The 20,199-nt window shown below is 33.7% G+C and carries 19 protein-coding genes; 15 read left to right on the top strand and 4 right to left on the bottom strand.

Annotation, left to right across the window (positions count from 1 at the left end):
* Nucleotide 1 precedes the first annotated feature (1 nt).
* The gene (gene rsgA / locus LZQ00_RS16430) at nucleotides 2-922 is read right to left on the bottom strand and encodes a ribosome small subunit-dependent GTPase A (protein ID WP_234510337.1); all 921 of its coding nucleotides are present in this window, start codon (nucleotides 920-922) and stop codon (nucleotides 2-4) included.
* A gap of 109 nt (nucleotides 923-1,031) precedes the next feature.
* Here rsgA and polA point away from each other — a divergent pair, with 109 nt between their 5' ends.
* From polA to LZQ00_RS16375, 11 genes are all read left to right on the top strand, one after another.
* On the top strand, nucleotides 1,032-3,818 hold the full coding sequence (polA, locus tag LZQ00_RS16425) for a DNA polymerase I (protein WP_234510336.1): 2,787 nt from the start codon (nucleotides 1,032-1,034) through the stop codon (nucleotides 3,816-3,818).
* Between the two features lie 25 nt (nucleotides 3,819-3,843).
* Nucleotides 3,844-4,947: a toxin-antitoxin system YwqK family antitoxin gene (locus LZQ00_RS16420; RefSeq protein ID WP_234510335.1), complete on the top strand. Its 1,104-nt coding sequence runs from the start codon at nucleotides 3,844-3,846 to the stop codon at nucleotides 4,945-4,947.
* Between the two features lie 36 nt (nucleotides 4,948-4,983).
* Nucleotides 4,984-5,637 (top strand): phosphatidylserine decarboxylase family protein, encoded by a 654-nt coding sequence (locus tag LZQ00_RS16415; protein WP_234510334.1) that lies wholly within the window; start codon nucleotides 4,984-4,986, stop codon nucleotides 5,635-5,637.
* A 69-nt stretch (nucleotides 5,638-5,706) separates the two neighbouring features.
* Entirely contained in the window at nucleotides 5,707-6,741 is a 1,035-nt protein-coding gene (locus tag LZQ00_RS16410) for a sensor histidine kinase (protein ID WP_234510333.1), read from the top strand.
* 88 nt (nucleotides 6,742-6,829) lie between these two features.
* Nucleotides 6,830-7,477: a DUF47 domain-containing protein gene (locus LZQ00_RS16405; protein WP_234510332.1), complete on the top strand. Its 648-nt coding sequence runs from the start codon at nucleotides 6,830-6,832 to the stop codon at nucleotides 7,475-7,477.
* Nucleotides 7,478-7,509: 32 nt separating this feature from the next.
* Complete coding sequence (locus LZQ00_RS16400; protein WP_234510331.1) at nucleotides 7,510-8,520, top strand: inorganic phosphate transporter; 1,011 nt, start codon at nucleotides 7,510-7,512, stop codon at nucleotides 8,518-8,520.
* A 248-nt stretch (nucleotides 8,521-8,768) separates the two neighbouring features.
* Nucleotides 8,769-10,145, top strand: a complete 1,377-nt coding sequence (locus LZQ00_RS16395) for an OmpA family protein (RefSeq protein WP_234510330.1) — start codon at nucleotides 8,769-8,771, stop codon at nucleotides 10,143-10,145.
* A 179-nt stretch (nucleotides 10,146-10,324) separates the two neighbouring features.
* Nucleotides 10,325-11,731, top strand: coding sequence for a tetratricopeptide repeat protein (locus tag LZQ00_RS16390; protein WP_234510329.1), 1,407 nt, complete (start codon nucleotides 10,325-10,327; stop codon nucleotides 11,729-11,731).
* Between the two features lie 4 nt (nucleotides 11,732-11,735).
* A complete protein-coding gene (locus LZQ00_RS16385) occupies nucleotides 11,736-12,488 on the top strand; it encodes a shikimate dehydrogenase family protein (protein WP_234510328.1) in 753 nt (250 codons plus the stop codon).
* A 106-nt stretch (nucleotides 12,489-12,594) separates the two neighbouring features.
* Nucleotides 12,595-13,236, top strand: coding sequence for an MBL fold metallo-hydrolase (locus LZQ00_RS16380; protein ID WP_234510327.1), 642 nt, complete (start codon nucleotides 12,595-12,597; stop codon nucleotides 13,234-13,236).
* A gap of 5 nt (nucleotides 13,237-13,241) precedes the next feature.
* Nucleotides 13,242-14,471 carry an ABC transporter permease gene (locus LZQ00_RS16375; RefSeq protein WP_234510326.1) on the top strand — a complete coding sequence of 410 codons (1,230 nt, stop codon included), beginning with the start codon at nucleotides 13,242-13,244 and terminating at the stop codon, nucleotides 14,469-14,471.
* Nucleotides 14,472-14,474: 3 nt separating this feature from the next.
* On the opposite strand, the gene LZQ00_RS16370 is transcribed toward LZQ00_RS16375, so the two are convergent.
* Both LZQ00_RS16370 and LZQ00_RS16365 read right to left on the bottom strand, forming a co-directional pair.
* Nucleotides 14,475-15,122, bottom strand: coding sequence for a hypothetical protein (locus LZQ00_RS16370; protein ID WP_234510325.1), 648 nt, complete (start codon nucleotides 15,120-15,122; stop codon nucleotides 14,475-14,477).
* A gap of 62 nt (nucleotides 15,123-15,184) precedes the next feature.
* Nucleotides 15,185-15,466 carry a NifU family protein gene (locus LZQ00_RS16365; protein WP_234510324.1) on the bottom strand — a complete coding sequence of 94 codons (282 nt, stop codon included), beginning with the start codon at nucleotides 15,464-15,466 and terminating at the stop codon, nucleotides 15,185-15,187.
* Nucleotides 15,467-15,704: 238 nt separating this feature from the next.
* On the opposite strand from LZQ00_RS16365, the gene LZQ00_RS16360 reads away from it, so the two are divergent.
* The 4 genes from LZQ00_RS16360 (at nucleotide 15,705) to LZQ00_RS16345 (ending at nucleotide 18,856) form a co-directional block, all read left to right on the top strand.
* On the top strand, nucleotides 15,705-16,637 hold the full coding sequence (locus LZQ00_RS16360; RefSeq protein ID WP_234510323.1) for an outer membrane protein assembly factor BamD: 933 nt from the start codon (nucleotides 15,705-15,707) through the stop codon (nucleotides 16,635-16,637).
* The gene (locus tag LZQ00_RS16355; protein ID WP_234510322.1) at nucleotides 16,621-16,950 is read left to right on the top strand and encodes a DNA-directed RNA polymerase subunit omega; all 330 of its coding nucleotides are present in this window, start codon (nucleotides 16,621-16,623) and stop codon (nucleotides 16,948-16,950) included. The genes LZQ00_RS16360 and LZQ00_RS16355 overlap by 17 nt, the downstream gene beginning before the upstream one ends.
* A 21-nt stretch (nucleotides 16,951-16,971) precedes the next feature.
* Nucleotides 16,972-18,183, top strand: a complete 1,212-nt coding sequence (gene coaBC / locus LZQ00_RS16350) for a bifunctional phosphopantothenoylcysteine decarboxylase/phosphopantothenate--cysteine ligase CoaBC (protein WP_234510321.1) — start codon at nucleotides 16,972-16,974, stop codon at nucleotides 18,181-18,183.
* A gap of 283 nt (nucleotides 18,184-18,466) precedes the next feature.
* A complete protein-coding gene (locus LZQ00_RS16345; protein WP_234510320.1) occupies nucleotides 18,467-18,856 on the top strand; it encodes an SRPBCC domain-containing protein in 390 nt (129 codons plus the stop codon).
* Between the two features lie 35 nt (nucleotides 18,857-18,891).
* Here the strand turns inward: LZQ00_RS16345 and LZQ00_RS16340 are convergent, their stop codons facing one another.
* Complete coding sequence (locus LZQ00_RS16340) at nucleotides 18,892-20,199, bottom strand: TolC family protein (protein WP_234510319.1); 1,308 nt, start codon at nucleotides 20,197-20,199, stop codon at nucleotides 18,892-18,894.

The raw sequence follows: 20,199 nt of genomic DNA, 5'->3' as shown, positions 1-20,199 counted from the left end.
ATTACATACGATTATTCTCGTTGTGATAGATGCTTAGATAACTATCATAACGGGAAGATTCGATATCCCCATCTTCTACAGCTTCCATAACGACACATCCGGGCTCGTTTATATGTCGACAATTGTCAAATCGACATTGATTCATCAATGCTCGCATCTCAGGAAAGAAATGGGATAATTCTTGTTTTTCAATATCCACAACTCCCAACTCACGAATGCCTGGTGTATCAATCAGTTTTCCACCAAGCGGAAGATCATACATTTCAGCAAACGTTGTTGTATGTTTTCCCTTATCAGACCAATCAGAAATATCTCCTGTTTTAACTTCATATTCTGGAACAATCGCATTAATTAACGTTGATTTTCCAACACCTGAATGCCCCGATATCAGGGTAGTCTTATCTTTTAATAAGTCTTTCAGTTGTTCAATATTATAGCCAGTCAATGCAGATACTTCATAGCAGGGGTAGCCTATATGCTCATAAATACTTTTATAGTCTTGTAAAATAGTAAGCCCTTCTTCACTAAAAAGATCCAACTTATTGAAAATCAAGATTGCAGGAATACTATATGCTTCTGCAGTTACTAAGAAACGATCGATAAATCCTAAGGATGTCGGTGGAGAGGCTAATGTCACAACCAAAAATGCTTGGTCTAAATTAGCCCCAATAATCTGTGTCTGTTTAGAAAGATTAACAGATTTGCGGATGATATAATTACGCCTAGGTTCCAACTCATTGATAACAGCACTTTCAAGATCTGGCTCTATCTCAAAATGAACCCAATCTCCAACTGCAACTGGATTTGTGCTTTTAATACCTTTTGTTCGAAATTTTCCCTTTATACGACAGTCATAACGTTTTCCATCTTCTCCCAACACTTGATACCAACTACCCGTAGATTTAGTCACTAATCCTCTCATATATGTTCTTTTTGCACCTCTATCATAGTGCAAAATTCGTAAAAATTTATTAAACTTATGGTTTATCGTTTTTATTACCTTTGTAAGCGTTACCTTAAAATTAGAATTCGTGAAAAAACTATTTCTTCTAGATGGCATGGCCCTTATTTATAGAGCCTATTTTGCATTAAGCAAAACACCTCGTATTACTTCTACTGGATTAAATACAGGCGCAATAATGGGATTTACAAATACGTTGCTGGAAATATTAAAAAACCAACAGCCGTCTCATTTAGCGGTAGTTTTTGATACAGCTGCACCTACAGCTCGCCATATTGAGTTTGAGGCTTATAAGGCACATCGTGAAAAAATGCCTGAAGATCTTTCAACGGCGATTCCATATATTTTCAAGTTAATAGAAGGCTTTAATATTCCTATCATTACAAAAGATGGGTATGAAGCAGATGATATTATAGGAACGCTTGCAAAAAAAGCTGAAAAAGAAGGGTTTCAAGTATACTGCATGACTCCAGATAAAGATTTTGGTCAATTGGTATCAGAAAATATCTTTATTTATAAACCTGCACGCATGGGTAATGGTGCTGAAATACAAGGGGTAAAAGAAATTCTCGAAAAATGGGAGGTAACGGACGTTAATCAGGTCATTGACATTTTGGGCCTTTGGGGTGATGCCGTAGACAATATCCCTGGAATACCTGGAATTGGTGAAAAGACAGCAAAAAAATTGATTCAAGAATTTGGATCGATGGAAAATATCATTGCAAATGCGAATCAGTTAAAAGGTAAACAACGTGAGAATATTGAGAATTTTGCTGAACAGGGATTAATTTCGAAAAAGCTCGCAACGATCTTATTGGATGTTCCTGTTGAACTTGAAGAGGAAAAATTATTAATTGAAGAGCCAAACAAGGAAGTTTTAGAGCCTCTATTTATAGAATTGGAGTTCAGAACACTCGGCAAGCGGGTGTTTGGAGAAGGTCTTAATCAGATAGATGCTCCGAAAAATAATTCTGGTCAAATGGATTTATTTTCTCTTCCTACGGATTTCAGCTTAACAGAGGAAGAGGTACCAACAGGACCAATCCATACGATTGAAAATACTGATCATGACTATATTCTGGTGAATACGAAGGAAGAACAAGAGGCATTAGCACTGCAGCTTTCCACACTTACTAGTTTTTGTTTCGATACAGAATCTACAGGCTTAGATGCGAATCTAGCAGATATCGTCGGTTTATCTTTTTCTTATGAAAAAGGGAAAGCATACTATGTCCCTACTCCTGAAACTCGTGAAGAGGCTCAACAGGTTCTTGATATTTTCAGACCTGTCTTAGAAAATGATCAAATAGAAAAAATTGGTCAGAATATTAAGTATGACATTTTATTGTTAGCTCGCTATCAAGTTTCTGTCAAAGGTCCAATTTTTGACACAATGATTGCTCATTATTTAATTGACCCAGATACGAGACATGGTATGGATGTCTTGTCTGAGAATTATCTAAACTATAAGCCTGTTTCTATTACTGAATTGATTGGTAGCAAAGGAAAGAAGCAAGGTAACATGCGTGATGTTGAGCTCGATCTAATCAAAGAGTACGCTGCAGAAGATGCTGATATTACACTACAATTAAAAGAAATCTTTAAACCTTTATTAGAAGAAACGAATACGCTTGACTTAGCAAACAAAGTAGAATTTCCATTGGTATATGTTTTAGCAGAGATAGAGAGAAATGGTGTTCGTATAGATATTAACGCATTACAACAGTTTTCTAAAACCCTAGAATTTGACATTAAAGAATTGGAATCCTGCATTTATGAAAAAGCGGGTGTCAACTTCAATATTGCTTCTCCGAAACAATTGGGAGAGGTTCTTTTTGATAAATTAAAATTAGATCCTAAAGCAAAGAAAACAAAAACTGGTCAATACAAAACGGGAGAGGATGTACTATTAACGTTAGCCTATAAGTCAGATATCGTACAAGATATATTAAATTTCAGACAGCTTCAGAAGTTAAAATCTACTTATGTAGATGCTTTACCAGAATTAATTAATCCGCATACTAGTTTGATTCATACTTCTTACAATCAAGCGGTTGCTGCTACTGGTCGCTTAAGTTCAACGAATCCCAATTTGCAAAACATCCCTATCCGAACGGAACGTGGTCGTGAAGTAAGAAAGGCGTTCATTCCTCGTCATGAGGGTAATGTGATTCTTTCTGCCGATTATTCGCAAATCGAATTACGTCTTATTGCTGAACTGAGCAAAGATCCGAATATGATGGAAGCGTTTACTTCTGGTCATGATATTCATCGTGCTACAGCAGCAAGGGTGTATGGTTTAGCATTAGACGAAGTTACTTCTGACCAACGTAGAAATGCAAAAGCGGTCAATTTTGGAATTATCTATGGTCAATCTGCTTTTGGTCTATCACAAAGTTTAGGGATTCCTCGTAAAGAAGCGGCTGAAATTATTGATCAATATTTTAATCAATATGCTGGCATTAAAAGATACATGAGTGAAGTATTAGATTTCGCAAAAGAAAATGGTTATGTTGAAACAATTCTGAAGAGAAGACGTTATTTGAGAGATATTAACTCTGCAAATATGACTGTTAGGGGCTTTGCGGAACGAAATGCAATCAATGCACCTATACAAGGGTCTGCAGCAGATTTGATTAAAATTGCAATGATCGCCATTCAAGAGGAGATCAAAAATCAAAACTTGACCGGTAAAATGATTATGCAAGTACATGATGAGCTTGTGTTTGATGTTCCTGAAAATGAAGTGGAGATTTTCAAAAAAATTATTGAAACAAAAATGACAACAGCCATCAAAACAGAGATTCCTTTGGTCGTGGAGGTCGGCCAGGGTAAAAATTGGCTTGAAGCACATTAAACAATAAACTGCAGAAACTTAAATTATGAGAAGATTTTTGTTCACATTGATGACTTGCATTTTACTTTTGAATGGTATTAGAGCACAAGAAAAACCTATTTATTATGAAAAAGTAGAGGGCAATACTTTTCGTTTCTATTTTGATAAAAATTATTATTTAGCAGAGAAGAATTGTGAATTTAAGTCTATTGAACGTGTTGTTAAATTAAATACCAAAACACAGAAATTTGATGGATCTTTCAAAGATTTTAATAATAATGGAAGACTCATTCTGGAGGGGAATTATAACAATGGAGTAAAAGAGGGATTATTCAAAGCTTACCATTCAAATGGTAAAATAAAGTGGGAAGCAACTTTTGTAAATAATATCATTACAGGTGAAGTGAACCATTATTATCCCAATAATAAGCCAGCTATGAATCTTTTGTATACAGATAGTGTTATTTTAATTAATAACTTTTGGTTACCTGAGGGTGTACAGAAAGTCATCAATGGAAATGGAACTTTTGCATTCTCCATTCCATTTGAGGGTTATAATCGATATGGGTTTGAGTTCTATATGGCAAAAGGAAAAATAAAAGATGGTAAACAGGACGGTAAATGGAGAATATCTGGGTATAATAAAGGTGAAGAAGAAACTTTAATCGCAACAGAGAGTTATCAAAATGGGGAATTAATCCTTGGTAATGATTATGTCGCCGACAATTCCTACAAGCAAACTAGATTTGGGATAATACCTTATGATCCTTTTTCCAGAGCGGAATCACTCACTTTTAAAGCCTGCAATTTTGATGATGTTTCAAACTTCAATATGATGATCAGTAAAAATCTAACAGAAGTTTTCAATTTACTTGATCTAAAAGATTTTACGGAAGATAGTTTTGAGTATTCGGTCAAATTGGACAAGTATGGAGATCCAAGTAAATTCAATTTTATAAAGCCAACATCGTTTAACCATATTAATAATCTTCTATTGAACGTATTATCGAATATCGACTTCTATTATCCTTCATTGGAAAATGGGCTGCCAATAGAGGATAAACTTACTATTGCAGGGAAAATATATAAAAATTCTGAAGGGAAAATTACATTTCTACCAATAATAATTCATCGAGAAAAAGGACAATAGGACTATTTGATTATATTTGCAAAAAACATTATAAGCATGAAATTTCACAAAGAAGGATATACAAGTTTGGCAATTACTGTTTTAGTAATATTTATTGCGAATGCTGTTGCAGACTATTATGATGCTCCTCAGTTTATCAAATGGATTATTTATATCCTGTCAGGATTTCTTTTTATTACGATTGTTCAATTCTTTCGTAGTCCAACTAAAAAAATTGTCGCACAAGAGGGTACAATCTTATGTCCTGCAGATGGAAAAGTTGTGGTTATTGAGGAAACAGTGGAAACAGAGTACTTTCATGATAAAAGGATACAAGTGTCAATTTTCATGTCGCCAATCAATGTGCATGTAAATCGCAACCCAATTAGTGGTATTGTTAGTTTTTTCAAATATCATCCAGGAAAGTTTTTAGTTGCATGGCACCCAAAATCATCAACAGATAACGAAAGAACTACTGTTGTAGTCAAAAACGCACAAGGGGTTGAGGTTCTTTTTAGACAAATTGCAGGTGCATTAGCACGTCGTATTGTATGGTATGTAAAAGAAAATGACAATGTCACACAAGGTTCGGAGTTTGGGTTTATCAAATTTGGTTCTCGTGTTGACTTATTTTTACCTCTTGGAACTCAAATCAATGTCAATATCGGAGATAAAGTTGTTGGGGGTAAAACTATCATCGGAAAGTTTTAATAATTTATTAATAAAGGAATAATTATCTTAGGCTTTGGTAAATACTAAAGCCTTTTATATTTTATATACATGAATTTTAGACAGCTTGTTTTAAACTGCTCATTAGCCGTAGGTCTTGCTATTTCTGCGGTTAGTTTTTACTATCATGCAGACTGGAAAACATTTTTACTTATTTTTATCGTTGCATCTCTCATCAGTTTTCTACTGTTCAACTTTGTATTTGAGCGTTATATCTATAAAAGAATCAATACGATGTACAAGTTGATACATAATCTGAAGTTAGGAAAAGACCTGAAAGATGCTTTAGGTGAACAGATGACAGCTGATCCCATCACAGATGCCGAAAATGAAGTGAAAGCTTGGGCTAAAGCGAAAAAAAATGAAATTGAACAATTAAAATCCCAAGAAAAATTTCGAAGAGAATTTTTATCGAATGTTTCTCACGAATTCAAAACACCACTTTTTTCTATACAAGGATATATTGAAACGCTCCAGGATGGTTTAATGGAAGAAGATTTAGAAATGGCAAAAACATTTTTAAATAAAGCTTCTAAAAATGTAGATCGCCTTAATTATCTCATTCAGGATTTGGATGAAATAGCTAAGTTAGAATCAGGAAAAATGGTTTTGAATATTGAAAAGTTTGATATCGTTGAACTCATTAAAGAAACAAAAGAATCCTTAGAGGATAAAGCAAAAACCCACAATATTCGGATCATATTAAAAATTAAACCAGGAACATCCCAGTGGGTAAAAGCGGATAAACATAAAATTAATCAAGTACTTGTAAACCTTATCGAGAATTCCATTAAATATGGAAGATCTGGTGGTACAAGCCAGATTCGTATTTTTCCTTTATTCGAACAAGTTTTAGTAGAAATAACAGATGATGGATATGGTATAGAGGAAAAATCTCTAAGTCGAGTCTTTGAGCGTTTTTACAGAATAGATAAAAGTAGATCGAGAGAAATTGGGGGATCTGGACTTGGTTTAGCTATTGTCAAACATATCATCGAAGCGCATCAACAAAATGTAAACGTCAGAAGTACAGAAGGTATTGGCACGACATTTGGATTTACGTTGGAAAAAGTTTCCCAATTGTAAACTTTATCAACCGACCATTAACATTAAGAAAGCTTAACATTAAGTTAACATTAACTTAGTACTTTCGCAAAAAATAATTAATAATGATATGTCTTTAAATAGCATTTTTCAGTATTTCGTTCCTAAGGATAAAAAGTTTTTCCCTTTATTTGAACAAGCAGGTAGCAACTTAATTGAAATGTCCAAGTTGCTTAAAGAAGCAGTTCACGCAAGTGACTCAGAGGATCGCAAGGAAATCGTTCGTAAAATCGAAGATTTAGAACATACGGGTGACAATATCACACACCAAATTCACCTTGAATTAGGTAAAAATTTTATAACTCCTTTCGATAGAGAAGATATTCATGCCTTAGCAAGTTCTTTGGATGATGTTGCCGACTTTATACATGGAGCCTCAAACAGGATGGACCTTTATAAGGTACAGCGTGCAACTGAACCGATGATCGACATGGCAGATTTAATTGTTGAAGCGACGGAACATGTTGCAAAAGCAATATTTGAATTAAAAGATCTTAAAAACATTCGGAATATCACAGATTCTTGTGTTCGTATCAATAGTGTTGAAAACAAAGCAGATTATATTTTTGATAAAGCAGTTGCTGATTTATTTGAATTTGAAAAGGATGCAATCACTTTAATCAAATACAAAGAAGTATTATCAGCGATGGAAGACGCTACAGACAAATGCGAAGATGTAGCAAATGTATTAGAAAGTATCTTAGTTAAGAACGCATAATTGCGATTCTAGCACATTAACACATTCATATTATGATGTCAACATTATTAATTGTTGTAATTATACTAGCGATTGCTTTTGACTACATTAATGGTTTCCATGATGCTGCCAACTCAATTGCTACTGTTGTCTCAACAAAAGTATTAACCCCTTTTATGGCGGTTTTATGGGCTGCGTTATTTAATTTCGCTGCTTATTTTTACTTTACTGATCATAAAGTAGCCAATACAGTTGCCAAAACTGTATTAGAACAATATATTACATTAGAAGTAATTTTTGCTGGCTTATTAGCTGCGATTGGATGGAATCTTTTCACGTGGTATTACGGTGTCCCTTCTAGCTCATCACATACGTTAATCGGCGGGTTTGCTGGTTCTGGAATGGCATATGCTTTTATTACAGGGGGAGATCCCATTCATGCCATTAACATTGATGCAACTTTAAAAATAATTGCATTTATTGTTCTTGCCCCTATAATAGGTATGGTCATATCCATTATTATTACACTCATCATTATTAATATAGCTAAAAACTCAAGACCTGCATCGGCAGAGAAATGGTTTAAAATACTACAGTTATTCTCTTCGGCAGCCTTAAGTTTTGCTCATGGTGGCAATGATGCACAGAAAGTAATGGGTATTATCTTCGTTGCAATGGTTGCAGGTGGATATTTACACAATACTGATCACATGCCAGAGTGGATTCCTTTGACTTGTTATATTGCAATTTCATTAGGAACAATGAGCGGTGGTTGGAAAATTGTAAAGACCATGGGTACAAAAATTACGAAAGTTACCCCACTAGAAGGAGTTGCAGCAGAGACAGCTGGTGCATTGACTTTAGGTATTACAGAACATTTTGGGATCCCTGCATCAACAACACACACCATTACAGGTGCAATTATAGGGGTTGGTGTCGTGAAAAGAGTATCTGCTGTAAGATGGGGTGTTACGATTAGTTTATTATGGGCTTGGGTATTGACAATTCCTGTTTCGGCATTACTAGGAGCCATCACTTTGTTCATTATACACTACATATTGTAATAATTCAGCATATTTTACAAATAAAAAATAAAGTAAAACAAAAAATTGGTACATTCGTCCGAGTTTTTTGTTTACTGCTTTACAATAAAAGAAAAAAAAGAACGTTTTTCTAATGTAAGAATTAAATTAGTAACGTGTATTTCAAATTTCGGCACGGTGTTTGATCACTTGAAATTGTTGTCGCGTTTTAACGACTGCATAATTAAAAAGAACAATTAAAATTTAATAAATAACCTTAAAACAAGAGTATGAACTATTCTACAATTAAAAAAACAGCAGTTGCTGCTTCCTTAGTTGCCGCTTTAGGCTTCGCTGATGTAGCACAAGCTCAAACTGTATTTGGTGGAAGATCACAATACAGAACTTGGTCTATCGGTGTCCAAGGTGGTATCACTACACCAAATGTATTGATCGGTGGATCTAACAATTTCGGTCAAAAAGTTGGTTACTTCCAAAATAAAGTAGGTGAGTACTACGGATTAACAGTTCGTAAACAATTCTCTCACTTATTTGGTTTAGAATTAGAAGGTAACCGTGGTTCTATCAAAACATACAATCATGATGTTTCTGGACCAGCTTCTGAAAATAGCCTTGGTGCAAAATCAGCTAAAACTGATGTAAACTGGGCTGCTAGCTTAAATGGTGTATTCCAATTGGGTACTATCGACTTCTTAAGAAGAGAAAATTCAGTTAACTTCTACGCTAAAGTAGGTTTGGGAGTATTAGCGAACAATCCTGTTCAATATGCTAACAACGATTTCACTGGTACTGAAGTTTACAACGAAAAAGGTAACTGGGGTGCTGAAATCTTCGGTGACCGTACAAACACTGGCGATAAAGATTTTAAATTAGCTGCTTACGTACCAGTTGGTGTAGGTGCTAAATTTAAATTATCTGAAGTTGTTGCATTAAACTTAGGTTACACAATGAACTTCACTGATGATAATTTATTATTCGGTCCAGGTCGTTCAGATGTTAAAGGTAAATACTCTAACGTTTATGGTGGTTTAGAATTCACTTTAGGTTCAAGAGACAAACAAAACTTGACTTTTGCTAACCCAGTTGCTACAATGTATGATGAATTGAAAGATCCTTCATTACGTAACGAAGTTGAAGCTTTAAAACAACGTGTATCTACTTTAGAAGGTACTGTTAACACATTGAATACTGATTCTGATGGTGACGGTGTTTCTGATAAATTCGATAAAGAGCCTAACACTCCTGCTGGTGCAGTAGTTGATGGATCTGGTCGTCAAATCAAATTCCCTGAGGCAGCTGCTAATGAATTCACTGATGCAAGCGGTTACACTGCTCCAATTCAATTCGAATTTGATAGCTCTGTATTAAAAACTCAATCATACGCTACTTTAGACAAATTGGCTAAAGAAGTACGTGATAACAACTCATCTGTTACTTTAGATGGTTATGCATCTGCTGAAGGTACTGAAGCATACAATGTTTCTTTATCTAAAGACCGTGCTAACGCAGTAAAACAATACTTAGTTAACGCTGGTGTTGCTTCATCTAAAATCACAGCTAACGGTTACGGAGAGGCTAATCCAGTAGCATCTAATGCAACTGAAGAAGGTCGTGTTCAAAATCGTCGTGTTGAGATCAAAAAATAATTATATTTAATATATAATTTAGAAAGCCGACTCGTAAGAGTCGGCTTTTTTATTTTGCATACTTTAATCCGTACCTTTGTTATAGAAAATTAATTTTGTTAATAAATTAATTAGACATAGTAATTAAAAATCACTATTTTCAACTATAGTTGGGTTTATAGAAAGATTATACAAGGATGATGGAAGAGGAATTTGATTTTGATTCTCCTGAGGACAGAAAAAACTCAGTTGATCGGTATGAGGAAATGATAAGAAACGAAGATCAATACTTCTTCGATTCAAAGGCATTTGAAGGTATTATTGACTATTATAGTGAAAAAAATGATCCTGTAAAAGCATTACAAGTAGCTGAATATGCAATAAATCAACACCCTTTTGATATTACATTTTTACTCAAACAAGCACAATTATATTCAGCAACACAACAATTTGATAAGGCATTAGATGCATTATCTAAAGCAGAGTTATTGGAGCCTTCTGAAGGAGATATATTCTTTATTAGAGGAGGTGTGTATGGTGCTAGAGCACAATTTACTGAGGCTAAAGAGCAACTATTTCAAGCTTTAAGCTTGTCAGATAATAAAGATGAAGTTTATTTCCACATCAGCGTGGTTTATCAAGGAGAAGGGGATTTTGAAAAGGCAATTTACTATTTAAAAAAAGCGCTTGAATTAAATATGGACAATCAAGAAGCGCTATATGAGCTGGCGTATTGTTATGACATATTGGATAAACAAGAAGAAAGTGTAGAGTTTTATAAGAAATACATCGATTCAGAACCATATTCTTATTATGCATGGTATAACCTAGGTAATGCATATCATAAGCTAACTAAATATCCTGAAGCGATAGATGCCTATGATTATGCAATTTTAATCAAAGAAAATTTTTCTTCTGCATATTTCAACAAAGGGAATGCATTAGTGAATCTTGATCGCTATCAAGAAGCTTTGGATGTCTATAAACAAACATTCGAATATGAAAACCCAAGTGCAGATACTTATTGTGCTATAGGTGAATGTTTGGAAAAGCTAGAGCAAATGGAGGAAGCTCGAGTATACTATAAAAAAGCTGTTAAAATGGATGGCGATTTAGCTGATGCCTGGTTTGGTATAGGTGTAACGCTCGATTTTGAAGAACGTTATTTTGAATCGTTACATTTTTATAAAAAAGCTTTAGAACTCGAAGATTCGAACCCAGATTATTGGTTCGCAATTGCTGATGCTCGTTATAAGTTAAAACAAATAGACCTTGCACAAGAAGCTTACGCTAAAGTTGTCGAATTAAATCCTTTGGATATCGATGCTTGGCTGGACTATTCTTCTTTGTTCTTCGAACAAGACAAGGTCGATGAAGCGATTGATATCATATCAGATGCAATAACAAATAACCCTGAAGCTGCTGAATTATATTTTAGAATGGTCGCATATTTATTTGCAAATGGAAAATATAATGATGCCATTATTTTTCTAGAGCTAGGTTTAGCTACTGACCCAGAAAAACATTACATTCTATTTGATTACCTTCCTCAATTACAAGGGAATCACATCATTTCAGAAATTATAAAAAAATATTCTCCTAAATAATCGAATGAAAAAGTTAGGACTTATTGGTTTTCCTTTAGGGCATTCTTTCTCTAAAAAATACTACTTAGAGAAATTTAAAAAAGAAAACATTACAGATATAAACTATGATCTATATAGTATAGAGCATATCCATGAGTTTGAAAAAATTTTCAATGACAAAGATTTCTATGGGGTTAATGTCACAATCCCACATAAAATCAGTGTGCTTCCCTATCTACACGAATTATCTCCAGAAGCAAAGGCAATTCAAGCTGTCAATTGTATTCAAATTAAACATAACAGTAAGGGTTCATACTTAAAAGGATATAACACGGATGTATTTGGCTTTATGGAGTCGTTGAAGCCTCTTTTAGAGCAACAGCATAACAAAGCATTGATCTTGGGAAATGGGGGTGCAGCGAAAGCGGTTGAATATGGTTTGAAAGAACTCCATATTGAATACAAGTTTGTTAGCAGAGTAAAGAAAGAAAATAATCTTACTTATGATGAAGTTACTCCTAACATCTTAGAGGAGTATTCTATTATCATCAATTGTTCTCCAGTAGGTACTTTTCCTAATATTGAAAATTCTCCAGATATTCCCTATCAACATATAACTCCAAAGCATCTATTGTATGACTTGGTTTATAACCCTGAGGAAACCGAGTTCCTTAAAAAAGGAAAACATCAAGGAGCCAAAATTAAAAATGGGCTTGAGATGCTGGAACTACAAGCGGAAAAAAATTGGGAAATCTGGAATAGCATCTCAGATCATTAAATCTATTTTTTCTTTTTTATCTTACTCATTTTAGGAAATTATTATTCAGATATTGATTATCTCTTGAATATCTTACATTGGAAATAAAATTCTATTTTTACAGCTTATGTTACAGATAAAAACTTTTACTTTTAATCCCTATCAAGAGAATACATATATCATTTATGATGAACAAAAGAACTGTGCTATTATAGATCCTGGTATGTATGGAGCCTCTGAAGAAAAGATTTTAACAAACTTTATTGAGCAGAATAATTTAATACCTCAGATCTTGCTAAATACACATTGCCATATTGATCATGTGCTGGGAAACAGATTCATATTTGACACGTATGGTCTTTATCCGCAATTTCATGAAGGAGAACTTCCTGTATTGGTAGAAGTACAAAATTATGCTCCTCAAATGGGATTTAGATATGATGTTTCACCTATAGGAGAAACATTTCTACCAGAAGAAGGAATCGTAAAAATTGGAAACTACGAGTTACAATTAATATTTGCTCCGGGTCACTCGCCTGCTCACTTATGTTTTTATAACGAGGATCAAAAATTTCTCATAGGAGGAGATGTTTTATTTAAAAACAGCATTGGTAGAACAGATCTACCAGGTGGTAATCATGATTTATTATTAAAAAATATCAAAGAAAAGATTTATACACTTCCTGATGAGGTAACTGTTTATCCTGGACATGGCCCCACGACAACGATAGGTTTTGAGAAAGTGACAAATCCATTCATTAGAAATTAAAAACAATGAACTTACCATTTCTATTTGCCAAAAGATACTTATTCTCAAAGAAAACGGTTAATGCGATAAACATTATTTCTGGTATAAGTGTCATTGGTGTTTTGGTAAGCAGTGCTGCTCTTATTATACTGTTATCCTCCTTCAATGGGATGGAAAACATTATTATATCCATGTATAGCCAGTTTGCCCCAGAACTTAAAATAGAGCCTAGGACAGGTAAATTATTTGATGCAAATATACCGAGTATCCAAAAGTTAAAGAAAGATGCCAATGTATTAAATTATACAGAGATACTCCAAGAAAAAATCTTATTGCAGTATGATAATAAACAATACATCGGTACTATAAAAGGAATAGAGGCTAACTCGATCGATCATAAAGCCAAAGATAGTCTTCTAATTAGTGGTGAATATACCCTTATGAAAGACAATGTCTCTTATGCAGTAATTGGAGCTGGAGTTCAGGCAAATTTAGGTATTTCCGTTCAAAACGCCCTTAATCAAATCGATGTATATTCTCCACGTAAAGGAGTTAAAAATTCGGCAAATCCTGCAGATGAGTTTAATATAAGATCGATTCAACCAGCAGGCGTATTAAAGTACCAACAAGATTTTGATAATCTAATTATTACTCCTATTACTTTTGCTCGAGAAGCGTTAGGAGAATATAACCGGGTATCTGCTATTGAGTTTTATGTTAAAGACAAAAGTCAGATTCAAAAATTGAAAAACGATCTCCAAACTCAATTGGGAGAAAATTTTGTGGTAAAAGATCGAGAGGAACAAAATCCTACACTCTATAAAAACGTACGTGTAGAAAGATGGGCTGTTTATTTTATCCTAACATTAATTAGTATAATCGCTTTATTTAATATTGTCGGATCATTAACAATGCTTGTTCTTGATAAAAAAGAAGATATGAACATCTTAAAAAATCTAGGAGCAAATAGTTCACTTGTTCAAAAGATATTTTTCTACGAAGGGTTAATGATTTCGATATTAGGTTGTAGTACAGGTTTAATAATTGGATATCTCTTCTGCTTTTTGCAGATTAATTACGGATTAATTAAAGTTGAAGAAGGTGCCAATATGTTAATTGATAGTTACCCCGTAGCACTTCGTTTCAGTGACTTTGTGATTGTCTTCTTTACAATTAGTATAATCTCTGGATTAATATCATACTTTTCCGCTAAAATAAGTGTTGCAGAATTAAACAAGTTGAAGTTAACAGATTAGTAATTAGTAGTCCAATTTTTTGCTTCCCTGTTTTCCTTTAGATATTTGCTGAATTAAACTTCCCCAAGCAAATGGATTTAACAGTGGATTTGCAAACCGCTGGTTAATCACTTTATTACTAAGTCCTCGATGATTTTCATTGACATTATAATTATGCATTTCCTCAGCACTTCTAGGCATAACCGCTGCCATTGCATCTATTGATTCTTTGGACATATTTCGCTTAGCACGAATGACATTATCAGAATTTACCTCCAAATTCATAAATGCGATATTAAATTCTTCTATACTTGCCCAAGGATACGGTGTAACCATAGGAAGCTCAACAATCAGATTTTTCATAACAATAGCAGTAGAAAATCGATCACCACTTATTTCTGGAACAACAAATTTATACGTTTCATAACCAACTGAAGTAAAGCGAATCGTATCTCCTACATGAGCAACGAATGAGAAGAATCCTTCATTATTGGCCATATGTGCTTCATTACGAAAACTTTCATTTGTAATTGTTGTGTATCCAACAGGAAGTCCTGAACTCACCGTTTCTACGATACCACTAAACTGCAATATTTTACGTTCTTGAGAATACGAAGAATATCCTAAAAACATAAAAAGCGTAGCAATTACAAAATGGTAGTTGAATTTCATAGAACAAATCTAATACTTTAACAGTTAGGCTGCTGTTAAATTGTGTTAATTAAAACGATCAATTACAAGACTTTAGAGATCGGTTGAGTTGCATTCGGGTCATCCATATCTGTAATATTGATAGCCTCTACAGCCGTAATTTCTGGAACTGCTTTTTTAATTGCTTGTTCCAAACCCGCCTTAAAAGTCATAATGCTCATCGAGCATGAAGCACAGGCGCCTAACAATTTTAAACGAACAACATTATCTGCAGTGATTTCTTCCACACTAACATCTCCACCATCAGTTTCCAAATAAGGTCTGATCGAATCCAATGCCTGTTCAACTCTTTCTTTTAATGTCATACTATTATAATACTAAAATTCAACTGTAAATATAATCAAAATATACTAAAAGGAGATAGCGATAAATTGATTGTCATTGTTTTTAAACAGGGAAATGACAATAAAGAATCGATTCTCTATATTAAGGTTAAAAAAAGTTAATATAAATAGATTTGATTGTACAGCATTCAATATTGAAGTATATTGCATACATAAAAATTTAATTGATTAGTATCACAAATTCACTTATCTTTGTAAAATGTTTTTAAATAGGCGTATAGCGGCTTTGTGTGCCGGAATTTTGTTATTGGTATCATTCAGTGGCTGTAAAAGTAAATTTGAGAAATTACGCGCAAGCAATAATATCGCTCAGAAGTATGAAGAAGCGGTAAAACTTTATGATAAGAAAAAATATAGCAAAGCTTTAATATTGTTCGAAGATTTGAGGAGTAAATTTAGAGGTCAGGCTGAAGCAGAAAATCTATATTATTTCACAGCTTTTGCAAACTATAGATTAAAAGATTATACATCAGCGCGTTATCACTTTAAAGATTTTGCAGATGTCTATCCAAATAGTACAAGAGCTGAAGAATGTAGATTCATGTCTGCTTATTGTTATTATTTAGACTCTCCAAGATCATCTTTAGATCAGGAGAATACAAAAAAAGCAATTGATGCTTTGCAATTATTTGTCAATTTATATCCTGAATCTGAAAGAGCAAAAGAAGCTGGGGATTTAATTCAGAAGCTACGTGACAAATTAGAGTTTAAAGCTTTTTCAAATGCAAAACTGCTCTATGATATGGGGCTAAATGATGATTATAGAGCTGCTGTAATTGCTTTGCAAAATGTCTTAAAAGAATATCCTGATACAAAATATGCTGAAGAAATTGAGTATCTAACATTAAAATCTCAATATAACTTCGCAAATCAGAGTGTGATATTTAAGCAAGCAGATCGATTTAATGACGCTATTGATTATTATCGCTCATTTGCGGTAAATTTCCCTAATAGTAAGTATATTAAGGATGCTGAATCCGTTCGTGATGATGCAGAGAAGAAAATGAAAAGCGCTTCTGCTCAAGTAGCAACCATAAATAAAGCTATAGCTGAGCAAGAAAAGGAAAGAAAAGCGCAAAAGGAAATTAAAGAAAACAAAGAAAATACCCAAAAAGATGAGTCAAAAAAATAACAGCACTGTCGCAAATTCAACTGTAACTCGTGACTTGAGACAACTAGACATAGTAACTGACAATTTATATGAGTCAATCGTAGTGATCAGCAAACGTGCTAATCAAATTTCAGTTGACATCAAAGAAGAATTGAATGGTAAACTTGCAGAATTTGCTAGCAACAATGATAACTTGGAAGAGGTATTCGAAAATCGTGAGCAAATAGAAATTTCAAAACATTATGAGCGTATGCCAAAAGCTACTCTTATTGCAATTGATGAGTTTCTACATGACAAGATTTACTTCAGAAATCCTGCAAAAGAGCAAGACTAACACAAAGCCATCTTTATTGCCATGAGCTTAGCTGGAAAAAATATTGTAATTGCTGTATGCGGTAGTATTGCCGCATACAAAATTGCACATCTAACTAGACTATTAGTCAAAGAACAAGCTAAAGTTCAAATCATTATGACAAAAGAAGCTGCGGAATTTATAACGCCGTTAACATTGTCTACTCTTTCTAATAATCCCGTATTAATCGATTACTTCGATCCAAAAACTGGGGAATGGAATAATCATGTACATATCGGATTACAAGCAGACCTAATACTTATCGCTCCAGCAACAGCAAATACCATTGGAAAAATAGCAAATGGCATATGCGATAGTTTATTGACTGCAGTTTATTTATCTGCGAAATGTCCCGTCTTTTTTGCTCCTGCAATGGACCTAGATATGTGGAAACATCCTTCTACTCAAAATAATATCCATCTACTTCAATCTTATGGAGATATATTAATTCATCCTAAAAATGGGGAATTAGCAAGTGGATTAATTGGAGAAGGTAGGCTTGCTGAACCAGAAGAAATACTGGAGTTTATAACCAATCATTTTTCTGAGCAGCTTCCATTAGCGGGTAAAAATGCTTTAGTAACTGCTGGTCCAACGCATGAAGCTATAGATCCTGTTCGATTTATTGGAAATCATTCTAGTGGTAAGATGGGCTATGCACTGGCCAAAGAACTGGAAAGATTGGGTGCACATGTAACACTAATTAGTGGTCCTACTGTACTAGAAACTCCGGATGATGTTCATCGCATCAACATAACTTCTGCTCAACAGATGCTAGAACAAGTCGAAAACTACTTCATTAAGTCTGATATTATTATTATGAGTGCCGCAGTCGCCGATTATACCCCAATAGAGGTGGCAACACAAAAGATCAAAAAGAAAGAGGATAGCTTTTCAATTGCATTAAAAAAAACAATTGATATTTTAGCCACAGTTGGTTCTGAAAAAACCGAAAAACAACTTCTGATTGGTTTTGCACTTGAGACAAACAATGAAATTGATAATGCCAAAAGTAAGTTAATTAAAAAGAACCTCGATTTCATTATCTTAAATTCAATGCAAGATAAAGGGGCTGGTTTTGCCACAGATACAAACAAAGTGACTATAATTGACCGCCATGAAAATATACAAGAGTTTTCCCTGAAATCAAAAACCGAAGTAGCAAAAGACATTTGCCAACTTATCATTCAACATCCTATTTTAAACTCCAAATAGACTTAGCCATTCTATTGCTTTTAATAAGTTCAACAATTTTATTTTATAGCCCCAACAACAGCAAGTTAAGCTCCTTAGGATTGCTCAACATGAAAAGAAATTAGACAACCTTACTATTTAAAACAATCGCTTAGAAGCCTTAATTTTCATTTCTTATCACATTCTGTATACTTTCATAAAGTTGAAACAAAAATTTATGAATAAATATAAATCAGATAGCATACTATAGAAAGATCAAAAAGATTTACACTCTCTTTCAGATTAAATGTATTTTTGTACCTATATGAAAGATTTCAAAAAATATTATATCATACCAGCAGAACCCGAAGAGATTTATTTGGCATTGACAACTGATATCACCATTCGTCTTTGGACAGGTGATTTAGTAGAAATTAGCCCTGTTGTTGATGGTGAATTCTCCATGTGGGATGGTGCTATTACTGGTAAGTTTATTGCCTTAGATCCCAATAAGAAAATTGTTCAACAATGGTATTTCGGTGAACAAGAGTCAGATTCCATCGTTACTATTAAACTACATGAGCACAAAAGGGGTACTTCGGTCGAGATAAACCATACTAATATTCCTGAAGAAGATTACGATGATATTGTAAGTGGATGGGATGATCCTTATATGAGCTCTCTCTTAGATTTTTATACAGAAGACGAACGCTAAGAATCCTTTTAAAGGCTTCTTAGCATACTAATATATTAGTGTAGATCCAGGTTTCCAACTAATTCTTTTAATCCTATTTCGGACAGTTTTGCTTGATAAGTTGCTTCTTTCAATCGGCTCATAGCATTTACATAATTTTCTTGGGCATCTCTAAACTCTACTGCACTGATTGTTCCTATTTTATACTTATCTAAGGTGATACTTAAGTTCTGTTTAGCAATTTTCTCATTCTTCTCTTCTAATCGTGCAAGACTTATATTCGTTATATAGCTTTGATATGCTTTTAAAATAGTTGCATTAATAAGCTCTTTTGATTTTTCAATTTGTATAGCAGCTTTTTCCACCAATTGCTTCGCTACTCGCTCATCTTTCCGCTGATTGAAACCATCAAAAATATTAAATGATGCTGTCAGTCCGTAAGTCAATCCTCGAGCATTTGATTGGGATACAAAGCCTAAGCTAGATTCTGATGAAGAAAAATTATACCCTGAATTAAGCCTTACAACGGGAAGTCGTCTTGATTTAACATCTTTTTGTTCCAATTCAGCCAATCTTTTATCCATCTTTATTAATTGTAGATCTAGATTTTGAGTAGCTGCTAAATCAAGTAGCTCATTTATTTTTAAGTTCTCTTCAAAACTCAACTCATCTTCAACTTGAAAATCAACATTTAAATCTCTTGCCATTAAACGATTTAATTCAGTTTTTAAATTAGTAATGGTCTCTAGTTTTTTTAATCGTAAAGATTGATCTTCATTTAAGTTTACTTGAACATTGAGCACTTCCAATTTAGAAGCCTTCCCAATTTGGAATCTATTTTCTGCAGTTCTTAAGCGATCATTAGAAATAACAATAGAAGAATCTATTGTGTTTAACAAATTCTTTTCCAAAACGATGCTGTAATACATATTCAAAACATCACCAACGGTCGTTAAAATCACTGATTTTAACTCCAGATCACCTCTGGCTTTTAATTGATTTAGTTTTTCATATCGAGCAAACATCCCAAAACCATCAAAAATTGTCCATCCTAAACTAACACCGTAGTTCATGCTATTATTTTTTGCATTAGCTAACTCTTTAATTTCTCCCGTGTTTTGTGTTTGTTTTGAGTTTTGAGTGCTATTACTTTGACTAAAATTAGCAGTCAAATTTGGTAACATCCCAGCATTACCATATGTTAGATTTTCTTGAGAGATTAATACATCTTTTTTCGTAAGCAAAATATCAAAATTATTCTGCATAGCAATAGATACGGCGTCTTGTGCAGTCAATACATTTTGCGAAAAAGCAATACTTAATGGCAAAAAAAACAATGATAATAGACAAAAAATCTTATTCAT

The organism is Sphingobacterium sp. SRCM116780 (assembly GCF_021442025.1).
Lineage (GTDB): Bacteria > Bacteroidota > Bacteroidia > Sphingobacteriales > Sphingobacteriaceae > Sphingobacterium.
The sequence above is the reverse complement of the archived record's forward strand: the minus strand, read 5'-3'. Positions and strand labels throughout refer to the sequence as shown.